General features: G+C 59.8%; 16 protein-coding genes and 1 riboswitch. Of the genes, 9 read left to right on the plus strand and 7 right to left on the minus strand.

Annotated elements, in window-relative coordinates:
• Positions 1-37: 37 nt before the first annotated feature.
• Together htpG and E3Z29_RS11200 are read left to right on the plus strand one after the other, a co-directional pair.
• The gene (gene htpG, locus E3Z29_RS11195; protein ID WP_167734103.1) at positions 38-1,942 is read left to right on the plus strand and encodes a molecular chaperone HtpG; all 1,905 of its coding nucleotides are present in this window, start codon (positions 38-40) and stop codon (positions 1,940-1,942) included.
• A gap of 68 nt (positions 1,943-2,010) precedes the next feature.
• Positions 2,011-2,739 (plus strand): dienelactone hydrolase family protein, encoded by a 729-nt coding sequence (locus tag E3Z29_RS11200; protein WP_134785778.1) that lies wholly within the window; start codon positions 2,011-2,013, stop codon positions 2,737-2,739.
• Between the two features lie 203 nt (positions 2,740-2,942).
• Here the strand turns inward: E3Z29_RS11200 and E3Z29_RS11205 are convergent, their stop codons facing one another.
• Both E3Z29_RS11205 and E3Z29_RS11210 read right to left on the minus strand, forming a co-directional pair.
• Positions 2,943-3,809, minus strand: coding sequence for a pirin family protein (locus tag E3Z29_RS11205; RefSeq protein WP_098967878.1), 867 nt, complete (start codon positions 3,807-3,809; stop codon positions 2,943-2,945).
• A gap of 61 nt (positions 3,810-3,870) precedes the next feature.
• Positions 3,871-4,287 carry an OsmC family protein gene (locus tag E3Z29_RS11210; protein ID WP_134785779.1) on the minus strand — a complete coding sequence of 139 codons (417 nt, stop codon included), beginning with the start codon at positions 4,285-4,287 and terminating at the stop codon, positions 3,871-3,873.
• A gap of 130 nt (positions 4,288-4,417) precedes the next feature.
• Between E3Z29_RS11210 and E3Z29_RS11215 the strand changes: the two genes are divergently transcribed.
• Positions 4,418-5,464 carry an amidohydrolase family protein gene (locus tag E3Z29_RS11215; protein WP_372241209.1) on the plus strand — a complete coding sequence of 349 codons (1,047 nt, stop codon included), beginning with the start codon at positions 4,418-4,420 and terminating at the stop codon, positions 5,462-5,464.
• 138 nt (positions 5,465-5,602) lie between these two features.
• Positions 5,603-7,228: a methyl-accepting chemotaxis protein gene (locus tag E3Z29_RS11220; protein WP_134785781.1), complete on the plus strand. Its 1,626-nt coding sequence runs from the start codon at positions 5,603-5,605 to the stop codon at positions 7,226-7,228.
• Positions 7,229-7,420: 192 nt separating this feature from the next.
• Here the strand turns inward: E3Z29_RS11220 and E3Z29_RS11225 are convergent, their stop codons facing one another.
• Genes E3Z29_RS11225 through purM form a run of 3 tightly spaced genes read right to left on the minus strand, consistent with a single transcriptional unit; the run spans position 7,421 to position 9,851 of the window.
• The gene (locus tag E3Z29_RS11225) at positions 7,421-8,134 is read right to left on the minus strand and encodes a DUF3108 domain-containing protein (protein WP_115990387.1); all 714 of its coding nucleotides are present in this window, start codon (positions 8,132-8,134) and stop codon (positions 7,421-7,423) included.
• Between the two features lie 8 nt (positions 8,135-8,142).
• Positions 8,143-8,793: a phosphoribosylglycinamide formyltransferase gene (gene purN / locus E3Z29_RS11230; protein WP_027614050.1), complete on the minus strand. Its 651-nt coding sequence runs from the start codon at positions 8,791-8,793 to the stop codon at positions 8,143-8,145.
• A complete protein-coding gene (purM, locus tag E3Z29_RS11235; RefSeq protein WP_134785782.1) occupies positions 8,793-9,851 on the minus strand; it encodes a phosphoribosylformylglycinamidine cyclo-ligase in 1,059 nt (352 codons plus the stop codon). Before purM ends, purN begins: the two co-directional genes overlap by 1 nt.
• A gap of 374 nt (positions 9,852-10,225) precedes the next feature.
• Here purM and E3Z29_RS11240 point away from each other — a divergent pair, with 374 nt between their 5' ends.
• The 5 genes from E3Z29_RS11240 (at position 10,226) to E3Z29_RS11260 (ending at position 14,913) form a co-directional block, all read left to right on the plus strand.
• A complete protein-coding gene (locus tag E3Z29_RS11240; protein ID WP_134785783.1) occupies positions 10,226-11,284 on the plus strand; it encodes a DUF2066 domain-containing protein in 1,059 nt (352 codons plus the stop codon).
• Between the two features lie 34 nt (positions 11,285-11,318).
• Positions 11,319-12,392, plus strand: a complete 1,074-nt coding sequence (locus tag E3Z29_RS11245) for an AI-2E family transporter (protein ID WP_134785784.1) — start codon at positions 11,319-11,321, stop codon at positions 12,390-12,392.
• Between the two features lie 219 nt (positions 12,393-12,611).
• Positions 12,612-13,316: a DnaA regulatory inactivator Hda gene (gene hda, locus E3Z29_RS11250; RefSeq protein WP_134785785.1), complete on the plus strand. Its 705-nt coding sequence runs from the start codon at positions 12,612-12,614 to the stop codon at positions 13,314-13,316.
• Between the two features lie 225 nt (positions 13,317-13,541).
• A complete protein-coding gene (locus E3Z29_RS11255; RefSeq protein ID WP_007962885.1) occupies positions 13,542-14,156 on the plus strand; it encodes a C40 family peptidase in 615 nt (204 codons plus the stop codon).
• Positions 14,157-14,376: 220 nt separating this feature from the next.
• A complete protein-coding gene (locus E3Z29_RS11260; protein WP_027614054.1) occupies positions 14,377-14,913 on the plus strand; it encodes a C40 family peptidase in 537 nt (178 codons plus the stop codon).
• Positions 14,914-15,042: 129 nt separating this feature from the next.
• Here the strand turns inward: E3Z29_RS11260 and E3Z29_RS11265 are convergent, their stop codons facing one another.
• Together E3Z29_RS11265 and E3Z29_RS11270 are read right to left on the minus strand one after the other, a co-directional pair.
• Positions 15,043-16,356: a sorbosone dehydrogenase family protein gene (locus E3Z29_RS11265; RefSeq protein WP_134785786.1), complete on the minus strand. Its 1,314-nt coding sequence runs from the start codon at positions 16,354-16,356 to the stop codon at positions 15,043-15,045.
• A 66-nt stretch (positions 16,357-16,422) separates the two neighbouring features.
• A complete protein-coding gene (locus E3Z29_RS11270; RefSeq protein WP_027614056.1) occupies positions 16,423-17,007 on the minus strand; it encodes a hypothetical protein in 585 nt (194 codons plus the stop codon).
• A gap of 163 nt (positions 17,008-17,170) precedes the next feature.
• Positions 17,171-17,402: riboswitch (cobalamin riboswitch) on the plus strand.
• Positions 17,403-17,447 lie beyond the last annotated feature (45 nt).

The raw sequence follows: 17,447 nt of genomic DNA on the forward strand, positions 1-17,447 counted from the left end.
GTCGCGGCCACTGCCATCTGATTGGAGTTTGATGACCATGAGTGTGGAAACTCAAAAGGAAACCCTGGGCTTCCAGACCGAGGTAAAGCAGCTGCTGCACCTCATGATCCATTCGCTGTATTCCAACAAGGAAATCTTCCTTCGCGAATTGATCTCGAACGCCTCTGACGCTGTCGACAAGCTGCGCTTCGAAGCCCTGGCCAAGCCTGAGTTGCTCGAAGGTGGCGCTGAACTGAAAATCCGTGTGAGCTTCGACAAGGACGCCAAGACCGTCACCCTCGAAGACAACGGTATCGGCATGAACCGTGACGATGTGATCACCCACCTGGGGACCATCGCCAAGTCGGGCACCGCCGATTTCATGAAGAATCTCTCGGGCGATCAGAAGAAAGATTCTCACCTGATCGGCCAGTTCGGTGTCGGCTTCTACTCGGCGTTCATCGTTGCCGACCAGGTTGATGTGTATTCCCGTCGCGCCGGCACTCCAGCCAGCGAAGGCGTGCACTGGTCGTCGAAAGGCGAGGGCGAATTCGAAGTCGCCACCATCGACAAGCCAGAACGCGGCACCCGCATCGTCCTGCACCTGAAATCCGCTGAAGACGAATTCGCCGACGGCTGGCGTCTGCGCAACATCATCAAGAAATACTCCGACCACATCGCGCTGCCGATCGAGCTGCCGAAAGAAGTCACTGCCGCTGAAGGCGAAGAGAAGCCTGCCGTTGAATGGGAAACCGTCAACCGCGCCAGCGCCCTGTGGACCCGTCCGCGCACTGAAGTGAAGGACGAGGAATACCAGGAGTTCTACAAGCACATCGCTCACGACTTCGAAAACCCGCTGGCCTGGAGCCACAACAAGGTCGAAGGCAAGCTCGAGTACAGCTCGCTGCTGTACGTGCCGGCCCGTGCGCCGTTCGATCTGTACCAGCGTGAAGCGCCGAAAGGCCTGAAGCTGTACGTGCAGCGCGTGTTCGTGATGGATCAGGCCGAGTCGTTCCTGCCGCTGTACCTGCGCTTCATCAAGGGTGTGGTCGATTCCAACGACCTGTCGCTGAACGTGTCGCGGGAAATCCTGCAGAAAGACCCGATCATCGACTCGATGAAGTCGGCGCTGACCAAGCGCGTGCTGGACATGCTGGAAAAACTGGCGAAGAACGAGCCTGAGCAATACAAGGGCTTCTGGAAAAACTTCGGTCAGGTCATGAAAGAAGGCCCGGCAGAAGATTTCGCCAACAAAGAGAAAATTGCCGGTCTGCTGCGTTTCGCATCGACCCAAGGCGAGGACGGCGAGCAAGTTGTCGGTCTGGCTGACTACCTGGCGCGCGCCAAGGAAGGTCAGGACAAGATCTACTACCTCACCGGCGAAACCTACGCGCAGGTCAAGAACAGCCCGCACCTGGAAGTCTTCCGCAAGAAAGGCATCGAAGTGCTGCTGCTGACCGATCGCATCGACGAGTGGCTGATGAGCTACCTCAGCGAATTCGACGGCAAGACCTTTGTCGACGTGGCACGCGGTGATCTTGATCTGGGCAACCTGGACTCGGAAGAGGACAAGAAAGCTGCAGAAGAAGTCGCCAAGTCCAAAGAAGGTCTGGTCGAGCGCCTGAAAACCGCGCTGGGCGACTCCGTTGCCGAGGTTCGCGTCTCTCACCGTCTGACCGATTCGCCAGCCATTCTGGCCATCGGCGAACAGGACCTGGGCCTGCAAATGCGCCAGATCCTCGAAGCCAGCGGGCAGAAAGTGCCGGAGTCGAAGCCGATTTTCGAATTCAACCCGAGCCACCCGCTGATCGAGAAACTCGACGGCGAGCAGAACGAAGGGCGTTTTGGCGACCTGTCGCACATCCTCTTCGATCAGGCCGCTCTGGCGGCTGGCGAAAGCTTGAAAGACCCGGCCGCGTACGTGACCCGTCTGAACAAGCTGCTGGTTGAGCTGTCAGCCTAATCACGATGTAGAAAAACCCGCTTCGGCGGGTTTTTTCATTCTGGTGTTTAACTAATCAGGAGTCAGAAATGAGCCAAGTTACTGTACGTTCCGTGGTCTATCAGCTGGATGGCCAGCCCTATGAAGGTCGTCTGGCGTTCGACACCGAGCACAAGGGCGCGCGCCCGGGCCTGCTGATGGCGCCGAACTGGATGGGTGTCAGCGCCGGTGCGGAGGAGATCGCCAAGTCGGTCGCGGCCAAGGGCTACGTGGTGTTGATTGCTGACGTGTATGGCCAGGCAGTACGTCCGCAGAACGCTGACGAGGCCGGCGCGGCGATGATGCCGCTGAAGAACGACCGCGCACTGCTGCGTAAGCGCATGCAGGCAGCGTTCGAGCAGTTGCAGCAGCAGGGTGAGGCGGCGGTTGATACCTCAAAACTGGCGGTGTTCGGTTTCTGCTTCGGTGGTTGCTGTGCACTGGACCTGGCGCGCACCGGTGCACCAGTGAAGGCGGCGGTGTCGTTCCACGGTACGCTGGACTCGCCGAATCCGGCGGACGCAAAGAACATCAAGGGCTCGGTGCTGGTACTGCACGGTGCCTCCGACCCGCTGGTGCCGAAGGAGCAATTGCCGGCGTTCGAAGATGAAATGAACGCGGCGAAGGTCGATTGGCAGTTGCTCAGCTACGGCGGTGCGGTGCATTCGTTTACCGATCCGCATGCCAATGTGCCGGGCAAGATGATGTACGACGCGAAGACCGCCAAGCGTGCGTTCAAGTCGATGCATGATTTGCTGGATGAAGTGTTCAAAGCCTGAAGCCTGGAAAGCTAAAAGCCCCCTCACCCTAACCCTCTCCCAAAGGGAGAGGGGACTGATCGGGGGATGCTCAAGGATTACGCCGACCTGAAAGTGCCTTAGTGAATCCATAATCGCCAGGATTTTTCAGGTCGATGTATGACGCCAGATACCTCGGTCGGCTCCCTCTCCCACCGGGAGAGGGCTGGGGTGAGGGTAAAGACTTAACGCGGCAATTCAATCCGCTCCACTTCCCCCGGCACCGTCGGCCAATCCCCGGCCGCCCACTTGTGCCGTGCCTCATCGATCGCCGCCGGATCGCTCGCGACAAAATTCCAGTTGATCCGCCGAGGCCCGTCCAGCGGCGCGCCGCCAAACACCACCGCGTGTACATCACCCTCGGCAAACAGGCTCATCTGTTCCCCGGCCGGCAACACCGCCAGCGCATGGGGTTCGAGGGGCTCGCCATTCAACTGCGCATCGCCACTCAGCACATAAATCGCGCGTTCTTCGTGCTCGGTCGGGATCAGCAAAGTGGTTGCGGTCTGCATCTTTACTTCGGCGTACAGCGTAGGAGAAAGCACCGGCACCGGCGATTCCAGGCAAAAGCCTGACCCGGCGATCATCCGGATCTGCACACCAAGGTTATCGCTGACCGGCAAGGTTGCCGCCGGGTGATGGCTGTAATGTCCCGGACCTTGCTCGTGATCCTTGGGCGAGGCCAGCCAGATCTGCAAGCCGTGCATGGTGAAGCTTTGCTCCCACAGCGGCTCGGGCGTGCGCTCGACGTGGGCAATCGCACTGCCCGCGGTCATCCAGCTGACATCGCCAGCACTGACCACCTGATCGGAGCCGAGGCTGTCCTTGTGCTGGATCTGTCCTTCAAACAGGTAGGTCAGGGTCGACAGACCAATGTGCGGATGCTGTCGGATGTTCATGCCTTTGCCCGTCGGATAAACCGTTTCGAGCATGTGGTCGAAAAACACGAAAGGCCCGATGCTGCGGCATTTGGCTGACGGCAGCGGGCGCAGGATCGGCTGGCCTTCGACGTCTTCGGCGCGCGGGCGGATGATCAGTGGTTGCGTATCCATGGTGCATTCCAGGCTGAGCGGGTGATGCCAGAAGCATAACCCGCCGCTGGCAAGAGGGTGATTACTGGCTGTCGAAGCCTTGTGGGGCGTGGGTTTCGATGCTGACGTCGCTGGTAGTCATCAGTTTGTGGATCGGGCAGCGATCAGCCACGCGCAGTAACTCTTCACGCTGGGCATCGTTGAGGACGCCCTTGAGGGTAAGCGTCACGTGCAGGGCGTATTTGCCTTTCTGCTCTTCGCTGTTGTCGCGTTTGACCTCGACACCCACGCCGGTCAGCGGGATGTCTTTCTTCTTTGCGTACATCTTCAGGGTCAGTGCCTTGCAGGCACCGAGCGCGGCGTCGAAGTAGTCGTGTGGCTCGGGGGCCGAGCCCTCGCCGCCGGCAGACTTCGGCACGTCGGCAAACAATTCGTAGTCATCGATCTGTACGGTGTGACGAAAACCTTCGGCGGAGACGGTATTGACGGTAACAGTCATGGCAACCTCACTGGCAGTAGGAAAAAGTCGTTCGATCAAAAAAGGACCTTGCAGTTATAGAGCATTCCTACAGAGCCGCGTTCCACTTTCCTGCAGGATGAACCCTTGTGATCGGCTCAGGGTCTAGGCTATGCCTACCTGCCGGAGATTACTTGTGTCCTTGTTTCGTTTGAGTCTTGCCTGCCTGCTGGCATTCGCCGGTAGCGCCAGCGCCCGCGATTACACCTACAGCGATGCGCACTTGCACTACGTGGATTTTTTCCAGGAAACCGCCGGCATGGCGAAATTGCTCACGGCCATGCAGGACAATTCCATCGACCATGTGATGATTTCCGGTATTCCCGTGGCGAAGAAGTGGCACGAGGACGAACCCAAGCGTCCGCGCTATTACGCCGGCGATGATGCCGATGCCTACTGGTACAGCGCCACCGATGTGATCGTTGCCGATGCCGTGCAAAAGCTGACTTCGGAGCAGCGACTGCACTTCCATCCGTTCCTTTCAGGCTTCAACCCCAATGACAAGAACTCCGCCGCGCACATCCAGCGCATGCTCGATCTGTATCCGGGGCTGTGGCAGGGCATTGGTGAAGTGTTCACCCGCCATGATGACTTGACGGCGTTGACCGCCGGCGACACGCCACGGGCCAATAACGAGGCGATGAAGCGGATTTATCACCTGGCTGCCGAAAACGATCTGCCAGTGATGCTGCATTCCAACATCACCTCCAAGCGTGAGAAAAATCCGCTGTACTTGAAGGAAATCGAAGAACCCCTGCGTAATCACCCGCACACCCGGTTCATCTGGGCGCACGCCGGCACCAGCGCGGAAATTCATCGGCACCAGACGCAACTGGATTTTCTCCTGCCCACGGTGAGTCGGATGCTTGAGGCTTATCCGAATCTGTACATCGATCTGTCGTGGAGCATGCTCACACCGTACCTGCTGGACGAGCAGGGCAAGCCGCGTGCGGAATGGCTGGCCTTGGTCGAGAAATATCCTGAGCGCTTCATGCTGGGTTCGGATGTTGTAGGTCGATTCAACAAACTCGGTCAGGAAATGCGCAGCTTCACGCCGTTCCTTGATGCATTGCCCGAAGACGTTGCACGTAAAGTCGCCCGGGATAACTTCCTGGCGATATTGCCGCGAACAGCGGCAAAGTCCGGGAAACCGCGCTGAATCGTTAATGCCGAGGGTTCGAAGTATCAAGGCCTTTTGATATCACCTTTTGGTCTTACGCAAATTTTCGCCGGGCCGATACCTTCTAAAGCAACCAGCTGCAGGGTTGATGCAGCGCTTTTGGAAGGAACCAGAGTCATGAGCATCCGTAGTCTCAATATCGCGCCGCGAGCCGGCCTGGGTTTTGGTGTGTTGGCGCTGATGGTGTTTGCCCTGGGGGCGTTCGCCCTGCTGCAAATGGCGAACATGCGCGCCCAGTCTGATGAGGTCGACAACAACTGGCTGCCGAGCGTGATGGCGGTCGGCGAGATGAGTCAGGACATGTTGCGTCTGCGTGCGCTGACCATGCGCCTGCTGCTCAATCGTGACCCGCAGGCGCTGGCGCAGAATGTCGCCAAGCTCAATGACCTGCGCGGTGTGTTGAGCGAAGCCCAACAACGCTATGACGTGTTGATCGTGCTGCCCGAAGAGCGCAAGTTGTTCGACCGCTTCAAGGTTGCCGAGCACCAGTATCTGGAGTTTCAGGCGCAGGTCATGCAGTTGTCCGCACAGAATCGGGTGGAGGAGGCGGCGGCGATTCTCAACGGTGAAATGAGCCCGTTGGCCGACGACATGGCGGTCACCCTGAAAGAGCTGGTCGAGCTGAACAAGCACAATGCCAATCTTGCCACCGAAGCCGCGCGCCTGGTTTTCATCAATTCGCGGGTGTGGGTCGGGGTGATGATTGGCATCACCGCGCTGATCACCATCGGTCTGGCGTTGTTGCTGACCCGCAGCATCGTCCTGCCGCTGGCGCAATCACTCGGCGTGGCGGAAGTGGTGGCTGGTGGAGATCTGACTGGCGATATCAGTATCTCCGGCAAAGACGAACCGGCGCGGCTGCTGCAGGCGCTGAAAAGCATGCAGCACAACCTGCGCGACACCATCCGGCAGATTTCCGAGTCGTCCAGCCAGTTGGCGTCGGCCTCGGAGGAACTGAGTTGCGTCACCGAGGACGCCACGCGCGGGCTGCACCAGCAAAGCCTGGAGATCGAGCAGGCCGCCACGGCGGTCAATCAGATGACCGCTGCCGTGGAAGAGGTCGCGAGCAACGCCGTGGCGACTTCCGAGGCGTCGCGCGAGTCTGACCGGATTGCCCAGCACGGTCGCGAGCAGGTCAATCAGACGGTGACTTCGATCCAGTCCCTGGCTGACGATGTCACGTCCAATGCCACGCAGGTCGAGGATCTGGCGCAGAAGGTTCACGGCATCAGCAAAGTGCTCGACGTGATCCGCTCGATTGCCGAGCAGACCAATCTGCTGGCACTGAACGCAGCGATTGAGGCGGCGCGGGCCGGGGATGCCGGGCGTGGCTTCGCGGTGGTGGCCGATGAGGTGCGGGCGCTGGCCCATCGCACCCAGCAATCGACCCAGGAAATCGAGCAGATGATCGGTGGCATCCAGCAGGGTACCGATTCGGCGGTCAGTTCGATGCAACAGAGCAGCGTCCGCGCCAATTCGACCCTGGAGCTGGCCAAGGCTGCGGGGTCGGCGCTGGAGGAAATCGCCTCGGCATTCACCTTGATCAATGAACGCAACCTTGTGATCGCCAGCGCCTCGGAAGAGCAGGCGGCGGTGGCGCGGGAGGTGGACCGCAACCTGATGAACATCCGCGATCTGGCGATGCAGACGTCGGCGGGGGCAAATCAGACCAGTGCGGCAAGCCAGGAGTTGTCGCGGCTGGCGGTGGATTTGAACAATATGGTGGCCAGATTTTCGGTCTGAGCTGACCCTTGACGATTGCACTCACCCCCTGTGGGAGCGGGCTTGCTCGCGAAGGTGTTGTATCAGATACATCTTCGTTAGCTGGCAGGCCGCCTTCGCGAGCAAGCCCGCTCCCACAGTATTTGTGTGTCGCCTGGGAATCGCAGGCACAAAAAAGCCCCGCATCTGCGGGGCTTTCGGTGTAGCGGCGGATCAGCTGCCTTTAACGGTTTTGCCGTTGACCGTGCCGTCCTGGAGCATGATGTTGTACTCCTTGCCGTCGGTTTCAACCTGTTGCAGGCGGACCAGCAGGTAATCCCAGTCCTTGGCGAACCACAGCACAGTGATGCGCTTGCTTTGTGTCGGGTCACGCACGCGCTCGACCTTGATTGCATCGATCTTGCCGGCCTTGGTGTCGACTTTCTCGGCACCCAGTACACGGAAGTCATAGGTGTCGACTTCACCGTCATCGACCACCTGATAGCTCATGGTCTTTTTGCCGGAGGCGACGTCGTGCTGCAGCGCCAGTTGATAGGTCGACTTGTCGACCATGCCACGGTTCAGCGGGATCTTTACCGCGTCGCCCCGGTCAGTGCCGGTGACCATCTTGCTGTTCCAGTCGAAGTCCAGATCAGCCTTTTTTGCTTTGCCCAGACCACCACGTTCGAAGTGGTAGGACTGTGGCAGCAGGGTGTCCTTGTCCAGGGTCAGCGTGCTTTCTTCGGTCAGGCTGGCGATCATCATCGACGCCTTGAAGCTGAGTTTCCAGACGCCGTTGGCTTCCTTGGTCAGGCTGCGTTCGGCGGTGCCGCTCATGGGCAACTGTTTCCAGTCGGCGGTGTAGCTGGCGGAGAACGGTTGAAGGTCTGCCGCCTGCGCGAAAGGCAGGGCGAACAGAGCGCAAGCGAAGAGCAGGGCGCGACGCATAAAATCTCCTAGTGTCGAATCAAGTGGCCGCTGGCCGCGAGTAACTGGCCATCCAGTAAAGCACCTTGCTTACCGAGTGCCAGTCGGCCTTCGGCAAACCAGCGTACAGCCATCGGGTAGATCAGGTGTTCCTGGACATGCACTCGCTGCGCAAGTGTCTGCGGCGTGTCGTGCAACTCTACCGGTATTACTGCCTGTACGACCAGTGGTCCACCATCGAGTTCCTCGGTGACGAAGTGCACGGAGCAGCCGTGTTCCGCATCGCCGGCCTCGAGCGCGCGCTGATGAGTGTGTAACCCTTTGTATTTGGGCAGCAGGGACGGGTGGATATTGAGCAGGCGACCCTGGTAGTGGCGCACGAAATCAGCGCTGAGAATGCGCATGAAGCCGGCCAGTACCACGAGTTTCGGTTTGAATTCGTCGATCAGTTCGATCAGGGCAGCATCGAAGGCCTCGCGACCTTCGAACGCCTTGTGATCCAGCGAGCGGGTGGCGATACCCGCGTCACTGGCGCGTTGCAGGCCGTAGGCGTCGGCGCGGTTGGAAATCACCGCAGCGATGCGGACCGGGCTGTCGCCGGTCCGCGTGCTGTCGATCAGAGCCTGCAAGTTACTGCCGGTGCCGGACAACAGCACCACGACATCACAGGTTGCGGACATTAATGAGCCTTAAGGTTCTGCAGATCAACCTGGGCAGCGCCTTCGGCAGCGGCAGCGATCTGGCCGATGACCCAAGGCTGTTCGCCGGCGTCACGCAGGGTGTTCAGGGCCACTTCAACGTGCTCCTGAGCCACGCAGATCACCATGCCCACGCCGCAGTTCAGTACGCGGTGCATTTCGGTCTCGTCGACGTTGCCTTTCTCTTGCAGCCAGTCGAAGACCGCCGGGCGAGTCCAGCTGGCCACGTCAACCACGCCCTGAGCGCCTTTTGGCAGAACGCGCGGAATGTTGTCCAGCAGGCCGCCACCGGTGATGTGGGCCATGGCTTTGACCGCGCCGGTGTCTTTGATCAGCTTGAGCAGCGGCTTCACGTAGATGCGGGTCGGGGCCATCAGCAGTTCGGTCAGTGGCTTGCCGTCGAGCTGAACGGTTTCAATGTCGGCACCCGACACTTCGATGATCTTGCGGATCAGCGAGTAGCCGTTGGAGTGCGGGCCGGAGGATGGCAGGGCGATCAGTGCATCACCGGTGGCGACTTTCGAGCCGTCGATGATTTCGGCTTTTTCCACGACGCCGACGCAGAAACCGGCCAGGTCGTAGTCTTCGCCTTCGTACATGCCAGGCATTTCAGCGGTTTCGCCGCCGACCAGCGAGCAGCCAGCCAGTTCGCAGCCTGCACCGATACCGGTGACCACGGTGGCAGCTACGTCGACGTTCAGCTTGCCGGTGGCGTAGTAGTCGAGGAAGAACAGCGGTTCTGCGCCGCACACCACCAGATCGTTGACGCACATGGCGACCAGGTCCTGGCCGATGCTGTCGTGCTTGTTCAGGTTCAGCGCCAGGCGCAGCTTGGTGCCGACGCCATCAGTACCGGAAACCAGCACCGGCTGTTTGTAACCGGCCGGGATCTCGCAGAGGGCGCCGAAACCGCCCAGGCCGCCCATGACTTCCGGGCGCGCAGTGCGCTTGGCGACGCTCTTGATGCGTTCGACCAATGCTTCACCGGCGTCGATGTCTACACCGGCGTCCTTGTAGCTCAGGGAGGGTTGCTTGCTCATGATCCAGGCCTTTAGGGGAGGGGATTCAGGGGTAACGACCGAGTTCAGCGGGAACATCGAAATCGAGAGGGCGATGGCCTTACGCGAATTTCGGGGTGCCCGGCTGTTGCCGGTCTGCGAAGGCGCGCGATTTTATCAGGCTTGAGGGGCAGCGGCCATCCTCGCGCCGACGGGCAGGGGCATAATCGACTGAAATTTTTTGCAATTGTGCCGGGCGGCTGCCTGTATAAGGTGTGCCGATTAACCGTCTATCGTTATCACTGTGCAAAAACTTACCGCTAGCGTGTGAATGTTTTGCGATGGCAGATTGTCACAGCCTTGCTTAACCGGTTCACGCGGCCTGTTCCAGCCGCTCCTGTCGACGGGAATTTTCCATGCGTTTTTGTAAATTGTTGGTTGTGGGTTGTTTGTCGTTGGTCAGCCTGGCGAGTCATGCCGAAAACCTCAAGGGTCTCTATCAAGTGCGCCAGCCGGTCAGCAGCCAAGCGCCGGAGGAGCGTGATCGCGCCACTCAGGCGGCACTGGATACGCTGGTGTTGCGCCTGACCGGTGACCCCAAGGCTCCGCAGAATCCGGGGTTGGCGGCGATTCGCAAGGATCCGCAGCAGATCATCAGTCAGTTCGGTTTCGATGCCGGGCCGCCGGAGGTGCTCAAGGTCGATTTCGATCCGGCCACCACCGAGCAGGCGCTGCGTCGCGCCGGGCTGTCATTGTGGGGGGCGAGTCGGCCGTCGATTCTGAGCTGGTGGCTGAACGATTCGACTGAAGGTTCGAGCCTGGTCGGCGACGGTCAGGCAGCGGCTGCACCATTGCGTTCTGCGGCTCAGCATCGCGGCTTGCCGCTGCGTCTGCCGCTGGCGGATCTGAGTGAGCAACTGGTGGCTACCGCGCCAGTGCTGGATGGCACCGATCCCGCGCCATTAAGCGGCGCTTCGGAGCGTTACGGCGCGGATGCGTTGCTGGCGGTGCATGCGCACGAAGAGAGCGGGCAGTGGCAGGCCAAGTGGCATCTGTGGCTGGGCGATCAGAAAGAGGCCGGCAGTGTGCAGGGCGCCGATCAGGCTGCCGTGGCCGATGCGGTGATGCTGGCGGTGGCCGAGCGTCTGGCGCCGCGCTTTGTCGCCAAGCCTGGTGCTTCGGGCCAACAGACCCTGGAAGTGCAGGGCATGAATCTTGAGCATTACGCCACGCTGCTGCGGTTACTCGAACCGTTCGGTGTGCGTCTGCAAAGTGTCGATGGTGATCGCATCGTGTATCGGGTCAACGGCAGTGCCGATCAGTTGCGCGCGCAGTTGTCGCTGGCGAAGTTGCAGGAGTTGCCGGCCGAAGCACCGACGCCAGTGGCAGCGCCGCAGCCAGCGGTGGCAGGTGCAGCGCCTGTTGCGGCTCCAGCGCCTGCACCGGTAGCACCTTCGTTGCGGTTTCGCTGGTAAGTCTTTCCTTATATAGAAGCAGTGGGAGTGGTAAATGGCCGATACGCGGCGTTGGTTCTGGCTCGGTGGGGTAGTCCTGCTTTGCGCATTTGTCTGGTTGCTGCATCCGATCCTCACGCCGTTTCTGGTGGCGTTGCTGCTGGCGTATCTGTTCGATCCGCTGGTGGATCGGCTGGAGAAACTCGGTTTGTCGCGAACCTGGGGTGTGATCGCGGTGTTCGCCTTGTTCACTCTGATCGTCACCACGTTGCTGTTGGTGCTGGTGCCGATGCTTGCCAAGCAGTTGGTGCGTTTGTATGAGTTGGCGCCGCAAATGCTTGACTGGCTGCAGCACACGGCGCTGCCGTGGGCGCAATCGAAGCTGGGCCTGTCTGACGGCTTCTGGAAGTTCGACAAGGTCAAGGCGGCGATCAGCGAACACATGGGGCAGACCACTGACATCGTCGGTGTGGTGCTGAGTCAGGCGACGGCCTCGAGTCTGGCGCTGATCGGCTGGCTGGCGAATCTGGTGCTGATCCCAGTGGTGAGTTTTTATCTGCTGCGCGACTGGGACGTGATGATGGCCAAGATCCGCAGCCTGTTGCCGCGTGATCGTGAAGAAACCATCGTCTCGCTCGCCGGTGAGTGCCACGAAGTGCTCGGCGCTTTCGTGCGCGGGCAACTGCTGGTGATGCTGGCGCTGGGCGTGATCTACGCAGCGGGCCTGATGATTGTTGGTCTGGAACTGGGGCTGTTGATCGGCCTGATCGCAGGCCTCGCGGCAATCGTGCCGTACATGGGTTTTGTGATCGGTATTGGCGCGGCGCTGATTGCCGGGCTGTTCCAGTTCGGTGGCGACCTGTACCCGATGATCGGCATCGTTGCGGTGTTCATGGTCGGGCAGGCGCTGGAAGGCATGGTGCTGACGCCGCTGCTGGTCGGCGACCGGATCGGCCTGCATCCGGTGGCGGTGATCTTCGCGATCCTGGCCGGCGGCGAGCTGTTCGGCTTTACCGGTGTGCTGCTGGCATTGCCGGTGGCGGCGGTGATCATGGTGCTGGTGCGTCACGTGCACGATTTGTACAAGGACTCGGATATTTACAGCGGGGCAGATGATCCCGAGTTGTAATCCGATCACGGGCGGCCCGGCATTGTGCCGGGTTGGCCCGTGTTTTGCGGCGGGGTGTTTCGATACCGCGTCAGAGAAACTGTCATAAAACCAGCGTGTTAACGCAAACCTTTGATTTTGCTTGGGGTCTGTCGCATTGTGCGCTCAGCTTCACGGGTATAAACTTCGCAAACTTTACACAGAGGCCACTAACGGTTCCTTGAGAACTGTTCAGTCAGCATGAAACCGATTCAGCTGCCCCTAGGTGTGCGTCTGCGTGACGACGCCACCTTCATCAACTACTACCCAGGCGCCAATGCCGCTGCACTCGGCTATGTCGAGCGCCTATGCGAAGCCGACGCCGGCTGGACCGAAAGCCTCATCTACCTGTGGGGCAAGCATGGGGTAGGGCGTACGCATCTTTTGCAGGCGGCATGTCTGCGTTTCGAGCAGATGGGTGAACCGGCGGTGTATCTGCCGCTGGCCGAGCTGATGGATCGTGGTATCGAAATCCTCGACAACCTTGAGCAGTACGAACTGGTCTGCCTGGATGACTTGCAGGTGATTGCCGGCAAGCCGGAGTGGGAAGAGGCGATGTTTCATCTGTTCAACCGCCTGCGTGACAGCGGTCGACGTTTGCTGATTGCCGCTTCAACCTCGCCGCGCGAGCTGCCGGTGAAGCTGGCTGACCTCAAATCGCGCCTGACCCTGGCGCTGATCTTCCAGATGCGTCCGCTCTCCGATGAAGACAAATTGCGTGCCCTGCAATTGCGCGCGTCGCGTCGCGGTCTGCATCTGACCGATGAAGTCGGACACTTTATTCTGACTCGCGGCACCCGCAGCATGAGTGCATTGTTCGACCTGCTCGAACAGCTGGATCAGGCCTCGTTGCAGGCGCAACGCAAGTTGACGATTCCGTTCCTGAAAGAGACCCTCGGTTGGTAGCCAGCCCTTGAAATACGAGGCTTTCAGCACGTTTCGACATATTTCAGGCGCCAGAAAATTCGCGTTTCCGCAACGTATGCAGACCGCGTATCGAGTCAAATGGGCTTAAGCGCTTAGATGTAAACGAGAAACCGGGAAGTCACAAAAAGATCGATTGAATTTGCAAATGAGGCCGATAGCGGGCATAGTCTCGGCTTCTTTACAACTTCAGCCACGGTCGTGCCCATGCTAAATCGCTTCGCACCCCTCGTGCCTCTCGCACTCGTCACCCTGTTGTTCGGTTGCGCTGCTCATTCTCCAGTTCAAGAGCAGCCTCAGCAGGTTAAAAATTCTGCCACTGCCCAGTCTTCCGTTATTTACCAGGAAGAGCTGGACACCGAAAAAGAACTCTCGGACTTCAACAAGAAGCCGTACGAGCTCCCGGTTCTGGCCGACAGTATCCTTGAACGCGGCATGTCCCTGATCGGTACCCGTTACCGTTTCGGCGGTACCTCTGAAGCCGGCTTCGACTGCAGCGGTTTCATCGGTTATCTGTTCCGCGAAGAAGCCGGCATGAATCTGCCGCGCTCCACCCGTGAAATGATCAACGTCGATGCGCCTCTGGTCTCGCGCGGCAACCTTGAGCCGGGCGATCTGCTGTTCTTCGCCACCAATGGTCGTCGCGGTCGTGTAAGCCACGCCGGGATCTACCTGGGTGACAATCAGTTCATCCACTCCAGCAGTCGTCGCAGCGGCGGTGTTCGCATCGACAGCCTGGGTGACAGCTACTGGAGCAAGACCTTCATCGAAGCCAAGCGCGCCCTCGCGATGGCTCCGACCGTGGTCACCGCTCGCAAGTAATTCCCCCGTTGTCGCCACGTCCGTGGCGACAAAAACGGTGCCCGGCAAGGGAGTAGACCTAGACTTTACAAGGTGAAGTTAAAGTCTTACTTGAAGTTTGCCGCGTAGCCGCTAGAATCCTGTATCTATATTGATGGCAAACCGCCTGCGTGCTCCGCAGGCGGTTTTGTTTCTGTCCATTCGGCAGAGAAAGCCGCAGCCAGATCAGGATGTTCTGCTTATGACGATGTCGGCCCGCCTCACAGTGATTTTCTTCGCAGCGCTGCTCAGCGCCTGCGCCAGCCGCACTCCGCCGCCTGCTCCCGTGGTACGCGCCCCGGTGGTGTTCGGGCCTTCCCAGGCTTTTTCGCCGGCTGCTGAAGACGTGCTGTTTCGCGCGCTGGGCCTGGTTGGCACACCTTATCGCTGGGGCGGCAACACACCGGATTCCGGGTTCGATTGCAGTGGCCTGATCGGTTTCGTCTACCGCGATGCTGCCGGTATCTCTTTGCCGCGTTCGACGCGCGAGATGATCGTGATGCAGGCGCCGAATGTCGGCAAAGAGGGTTTGCAGACCGGCGACCTGATCTTCTTCGCCACCAATGGCGGCTCGCAGGTCAGTCATGCGGGGATCTACGTCGGGGAAGGGCGCTTCGTGCACGCGCCGGCCACCGGCGGCACGGTGAAGCTGGACAGTCTGTCGAAGGCGTACTGGCAGAAGGCGTACCTGAGTGCCAAGCGGGTGTTGCAGCCGGAGCATCTGGCGCATAACCCGTAAACGCTGAAAATCTAAATGTGGGAGCGGGCTTGCTCGCGAATGCGGTGTGTCATTCACCCATGATGTTGAATGACCTGACGCTTTCGCGAGCAAGCCCGCTCCCACATTTGTTATGTGTCGGGCCCTGATTTATTTAGCGGCCGACACCCGCCAAACCTTGTTCCCCACATCATCCGCCACCAGCAAACCACCTTGCTGGTCGATCACCACGCCTACCGGGCGACCCAAAGCGTTCTCGTCCTTGTCGAGGAAACCGGTCAGCACATCCACCGGTGCTCCATTCGGCTTGCCGGCCGCGAACGGTACGAAAATCACTTTATAACCACTGTGCGGTTTGCGGTTCCACGAGCCGTGTTGACCGATGAACGCGCCTTCCTTGAACTGCGCCGGCAGGCTGTTGCCTTCGGCGAAGGTCAGGCCCAGCGAGGCAGTGTGCGGGCCGACGGCGTAGTCCGGGGCGATAGCTTTGGCCACCAGATCCGGATTCTGCGGTTTTACTCGCACATCCACGTGTTGACCGTAATAGCTGAATGGCCAGCCGTAAAAACCGCCGTCCTTGACCGAGGTGATGTAGTCCGGCACCAAGTCGCTGCCGATCTCGTCACGCTCATTGACCGCTGTCCACAGCGCGCCTGTCGTGGGCTCCCACGCCAGGCCGTTGGGGTTGCGGATGCCCGAGGCGAAGATCCGGTGGTTGCCGGTGGCGCGATCGACTTCCCAGATCGCGGCGCGACCTTCTTCTTTATCCAGACCATTCTCGCCGACGTTGCTGTTCGAGCCGACAGTGACGTACAGCTTACTGCCGTCATTGCTGGCGATGACGTTTTTGGTCCAGTGATGGTTCAGCGTGCCGCCCGGCAGATCGGTGACTTTGATCGGCTGGGTCTTGATCTCGGTCGCGCCGGATTCGTAGTGGAAGCGCAGCAGGCGATCGGTGTCAGCGACGTACAAATCGTTACCGACCAGGGTCATGCCAAACGGCGAATTGAGATTTTGAAGAAACACCGTGCGGGTCTCGGCCACGCCGTCGTGGTCGGCGTCGCGCAACAGGGTGATGCGGTTCGGGCTCGGCACACCAGCGCCGGCCTTGCCCATGACTTTCTTCATCACCCAGCCACGAATGCCGCTGCTGTCGTCAGGCTTGGGCGGAGCGTTGGTTTCCGCCACCAGCACGTCACCGTTGGGCAGCACGTAGAGCCAGCGCGGATGATCGAGGCCTTCGGCGAATGCTGCGACTTGCGTACCGGCTACGGCGGTCGGTTTACCGCCTGCAGGCCAGCCGACCGCCGGGGCGATGTTCACCGTCGGGATCAGGGTTTTGTTTGGTTCAGGCAGCTTCGGCGACGGACCGGTGCCGTCAGAAACTTGCAGGCTGGAGGATTCACCGCAGGCGGCGAGCCCTCCGGCGAGGGCGATGACGAGAGCGAGTTGGGTTTTGCGCATTACTGATCTTCCCTATGAATGCATGCCTAATCATAGAGGAGTGCGCGCACCCGATGGTTCAACCGCTCAACCACGGGCCTCTTTGAACAGCACGGCGATGCCTGGGTGATAGTTACCCGCTTCGCTGCGCAACTTGCGGTAGGCGTAGGGGAAATACCAGGCCACTGCGCAGCAGTGTTCCTTTTGCAGGTCGTCGACCATGTCCTGCAACTCTTCGGGGCTGGCGCTGTGTTGGGCTTTTTGCGGGGCGACGAACAGGCAACCGAGCTTGAGGTCGCTGGCAAAACTGATGCGTTTGGCGTCGCTGGTGATGTCCAGCAGGGCCTGGGTCAGATTGAGGTTGTTGACCCGTGGCCAGCGCTGGGTGGCCTGAAGGTAGGCGCGGTCTTCGGCGCCGGCGATGAACAGATCGGCGCGGGCATTACGCTCGCCATCCTCGTTCTGCTTTCGGGTCGAGGTATCACAAAGGGTCACCAGCTCGGCCATCCAGGCTGCCGCGGAGAGCAAGCCGAGATTGGCTTTCTCGTCATGCCAGTAAGGGGTGTCGTTGTCGCCGCGAATGGCGTTGTAGCGGTCGATACAGTCAAACCAGCGTTCAAGCATCGGGCGCAGGAATTCCAGGCGCGGGTTGCTGATGATCATGCCTTGCATCGTCATCATCCTTATTGTTGTGATGTGCTTTTCAATCAAAAGCATGGCTCTTTGATATCACTTGTCTCAGTGTGGCACAAGATTGGCGTCAGATAATTGATCGACGGCAGTTATTCGCCCGACGGCCCCCTCTTTAATTGACGCTCCACCCCCAACCCTCTAACCTTCGCGGCTTGTTTCAGGTGCTCTGTGACGCATGTCGACAGAGTGAAACAGGGAAGCCGGTGAGGGTTGTCTTCAGGCGAAGAACGATCACGATCCCGGCGCTGCCCCCGCAACGGTAAATGAGTGAAAACTGCGCCTTGAGCCACTGTGTCGACAGACGCGGGAAGGCGCGCAGTCAGGCGATGCGCCGCTCATGAGCCCGGAGACCGGCCTGATCCATCCAGCGGCATCACGGTGGGCGATGCCAGGCTTTTTGCCGTCTATTCTTGTGCCTG

Source organism: Pseudomonas sp. S150, from assembly GCF_004526365.1.
In the GTDB taxonomy this organism is placed as follows: domain Bacteria; phylum Pseudomonadota; class Gammaproteobacteria; order Pseudomonadales; family Pseudomonadaceae; genus Aquipseudomonas; species Aquipseudomonas putida_A.

Coding starts and splice junctions, on each gene's coding strand:
- E3Z29_RS11270 (WP_027614056.1), bottom strand. CDS start 17,007: ATGCAAGGCATGATCATCAGCAACCCGCGCCTGGAATTCCTGCGCCCG.
- htpG (WP_167734103.1), top strand. CDS start 38: ATGAGTGTGGAAACTCAAAAGGAAACCCTGGGCTTCCAGACCGAGGTA.
- E3Z29_RS11205 (WP_098967878.1), bottom strand. CDS start 3,809: ATGGATACGCAACCACTGATCATCCGCCCGCGCGCCGAAGACGTCGAA.
- E3Z29_RS11245 (WP_134785784.1), top strand. CDS start 11,319: ATGGCCGATACGCGGCGTTGGTTCTGGCTCGGTGGGGTAGTCCTGCTT.
- purM (WP_134785782.1), bottom strand. CDS start 9,851: ATGAGCAAGCAACCCTCCCTGAGCTACAAGGACGCCGGTGTAGACATC.
- E3Z29_RS11200 (WP_134785778.1), top strand. CDS start 2,011: ATGAGCCAAGTTACTGTACGTTCCGTGGTCTATCAGCTGGATGGCCAG.
- E3Z29_RS11225 (WP_115990387.1), bottom strand. CDS start 8,134: ATGCGTCGCGCCCTGCTCTTCGCTTGCGCTCTGTTCGCCCTGCCTTTC.
- E3Z29_RS11255 (WP_007962885.1), top strand. CDS start 13,542: ATGCTAAATCGCTTCGCACCCCTCGTGCCTCTCGCACTCGTCACCCTG.
- E3Z29_RS11240 (WP_134785783.1), top strand. CDS start 10,226: ATGCGTTTTTGTAAATTGTTGGTTGTGGGTTGTTTGTCGTTGGTCAGC.
- E3Z29_RS11210 (WP_134785779.1), bottom strand. CDS start 4,287: ATGACTGTTACCGTCAATACCGTCTCCGCCGAAGGTTTTCGTCACACC.
- purN (WP_027614050.1), bottom strand. CDS start 8,793: ATGTCCGCAACCTGTGATGTCGTGGTGCTGTTGTCCGGCACCGGCAGT.
- hda (WP_134785785.1), top strand. CDS start 12,612: ATGAAACCGATTCAGCTGCCCCTAGGTGTGCGTCTGCGTGACGACGCC.
- E3Z29_RS11260 (WP_027614054.1), top strand. CDS start 14,377: ATGACGATGTCGGCCCGCCTCACAGTGATTTTCTTCGCAGCGCTGCTC.
- E3Z29_RS11220 (WP_134785781.1), top strand. CDS start 5,603: ATGAGCATCCGTAGTCTCAATATCGCGCCGCGAGCCGGCCTGGGTTTT.
- E3Z29_RS11215 (WP_372241209.1), top strand. CDS start 4,418: ATGCCTACCTGCCGGAGATTACTTGTGTCCTTGTTTCGTTTGAGTCTT.
- E3Z29_RS11265 (WP_134785786.1), bottom strand. CDS start 16,356: ATGCGCAAAACCCAACTCGCTCTCGTCATCGCCCTCGCCGGAGGGCTC.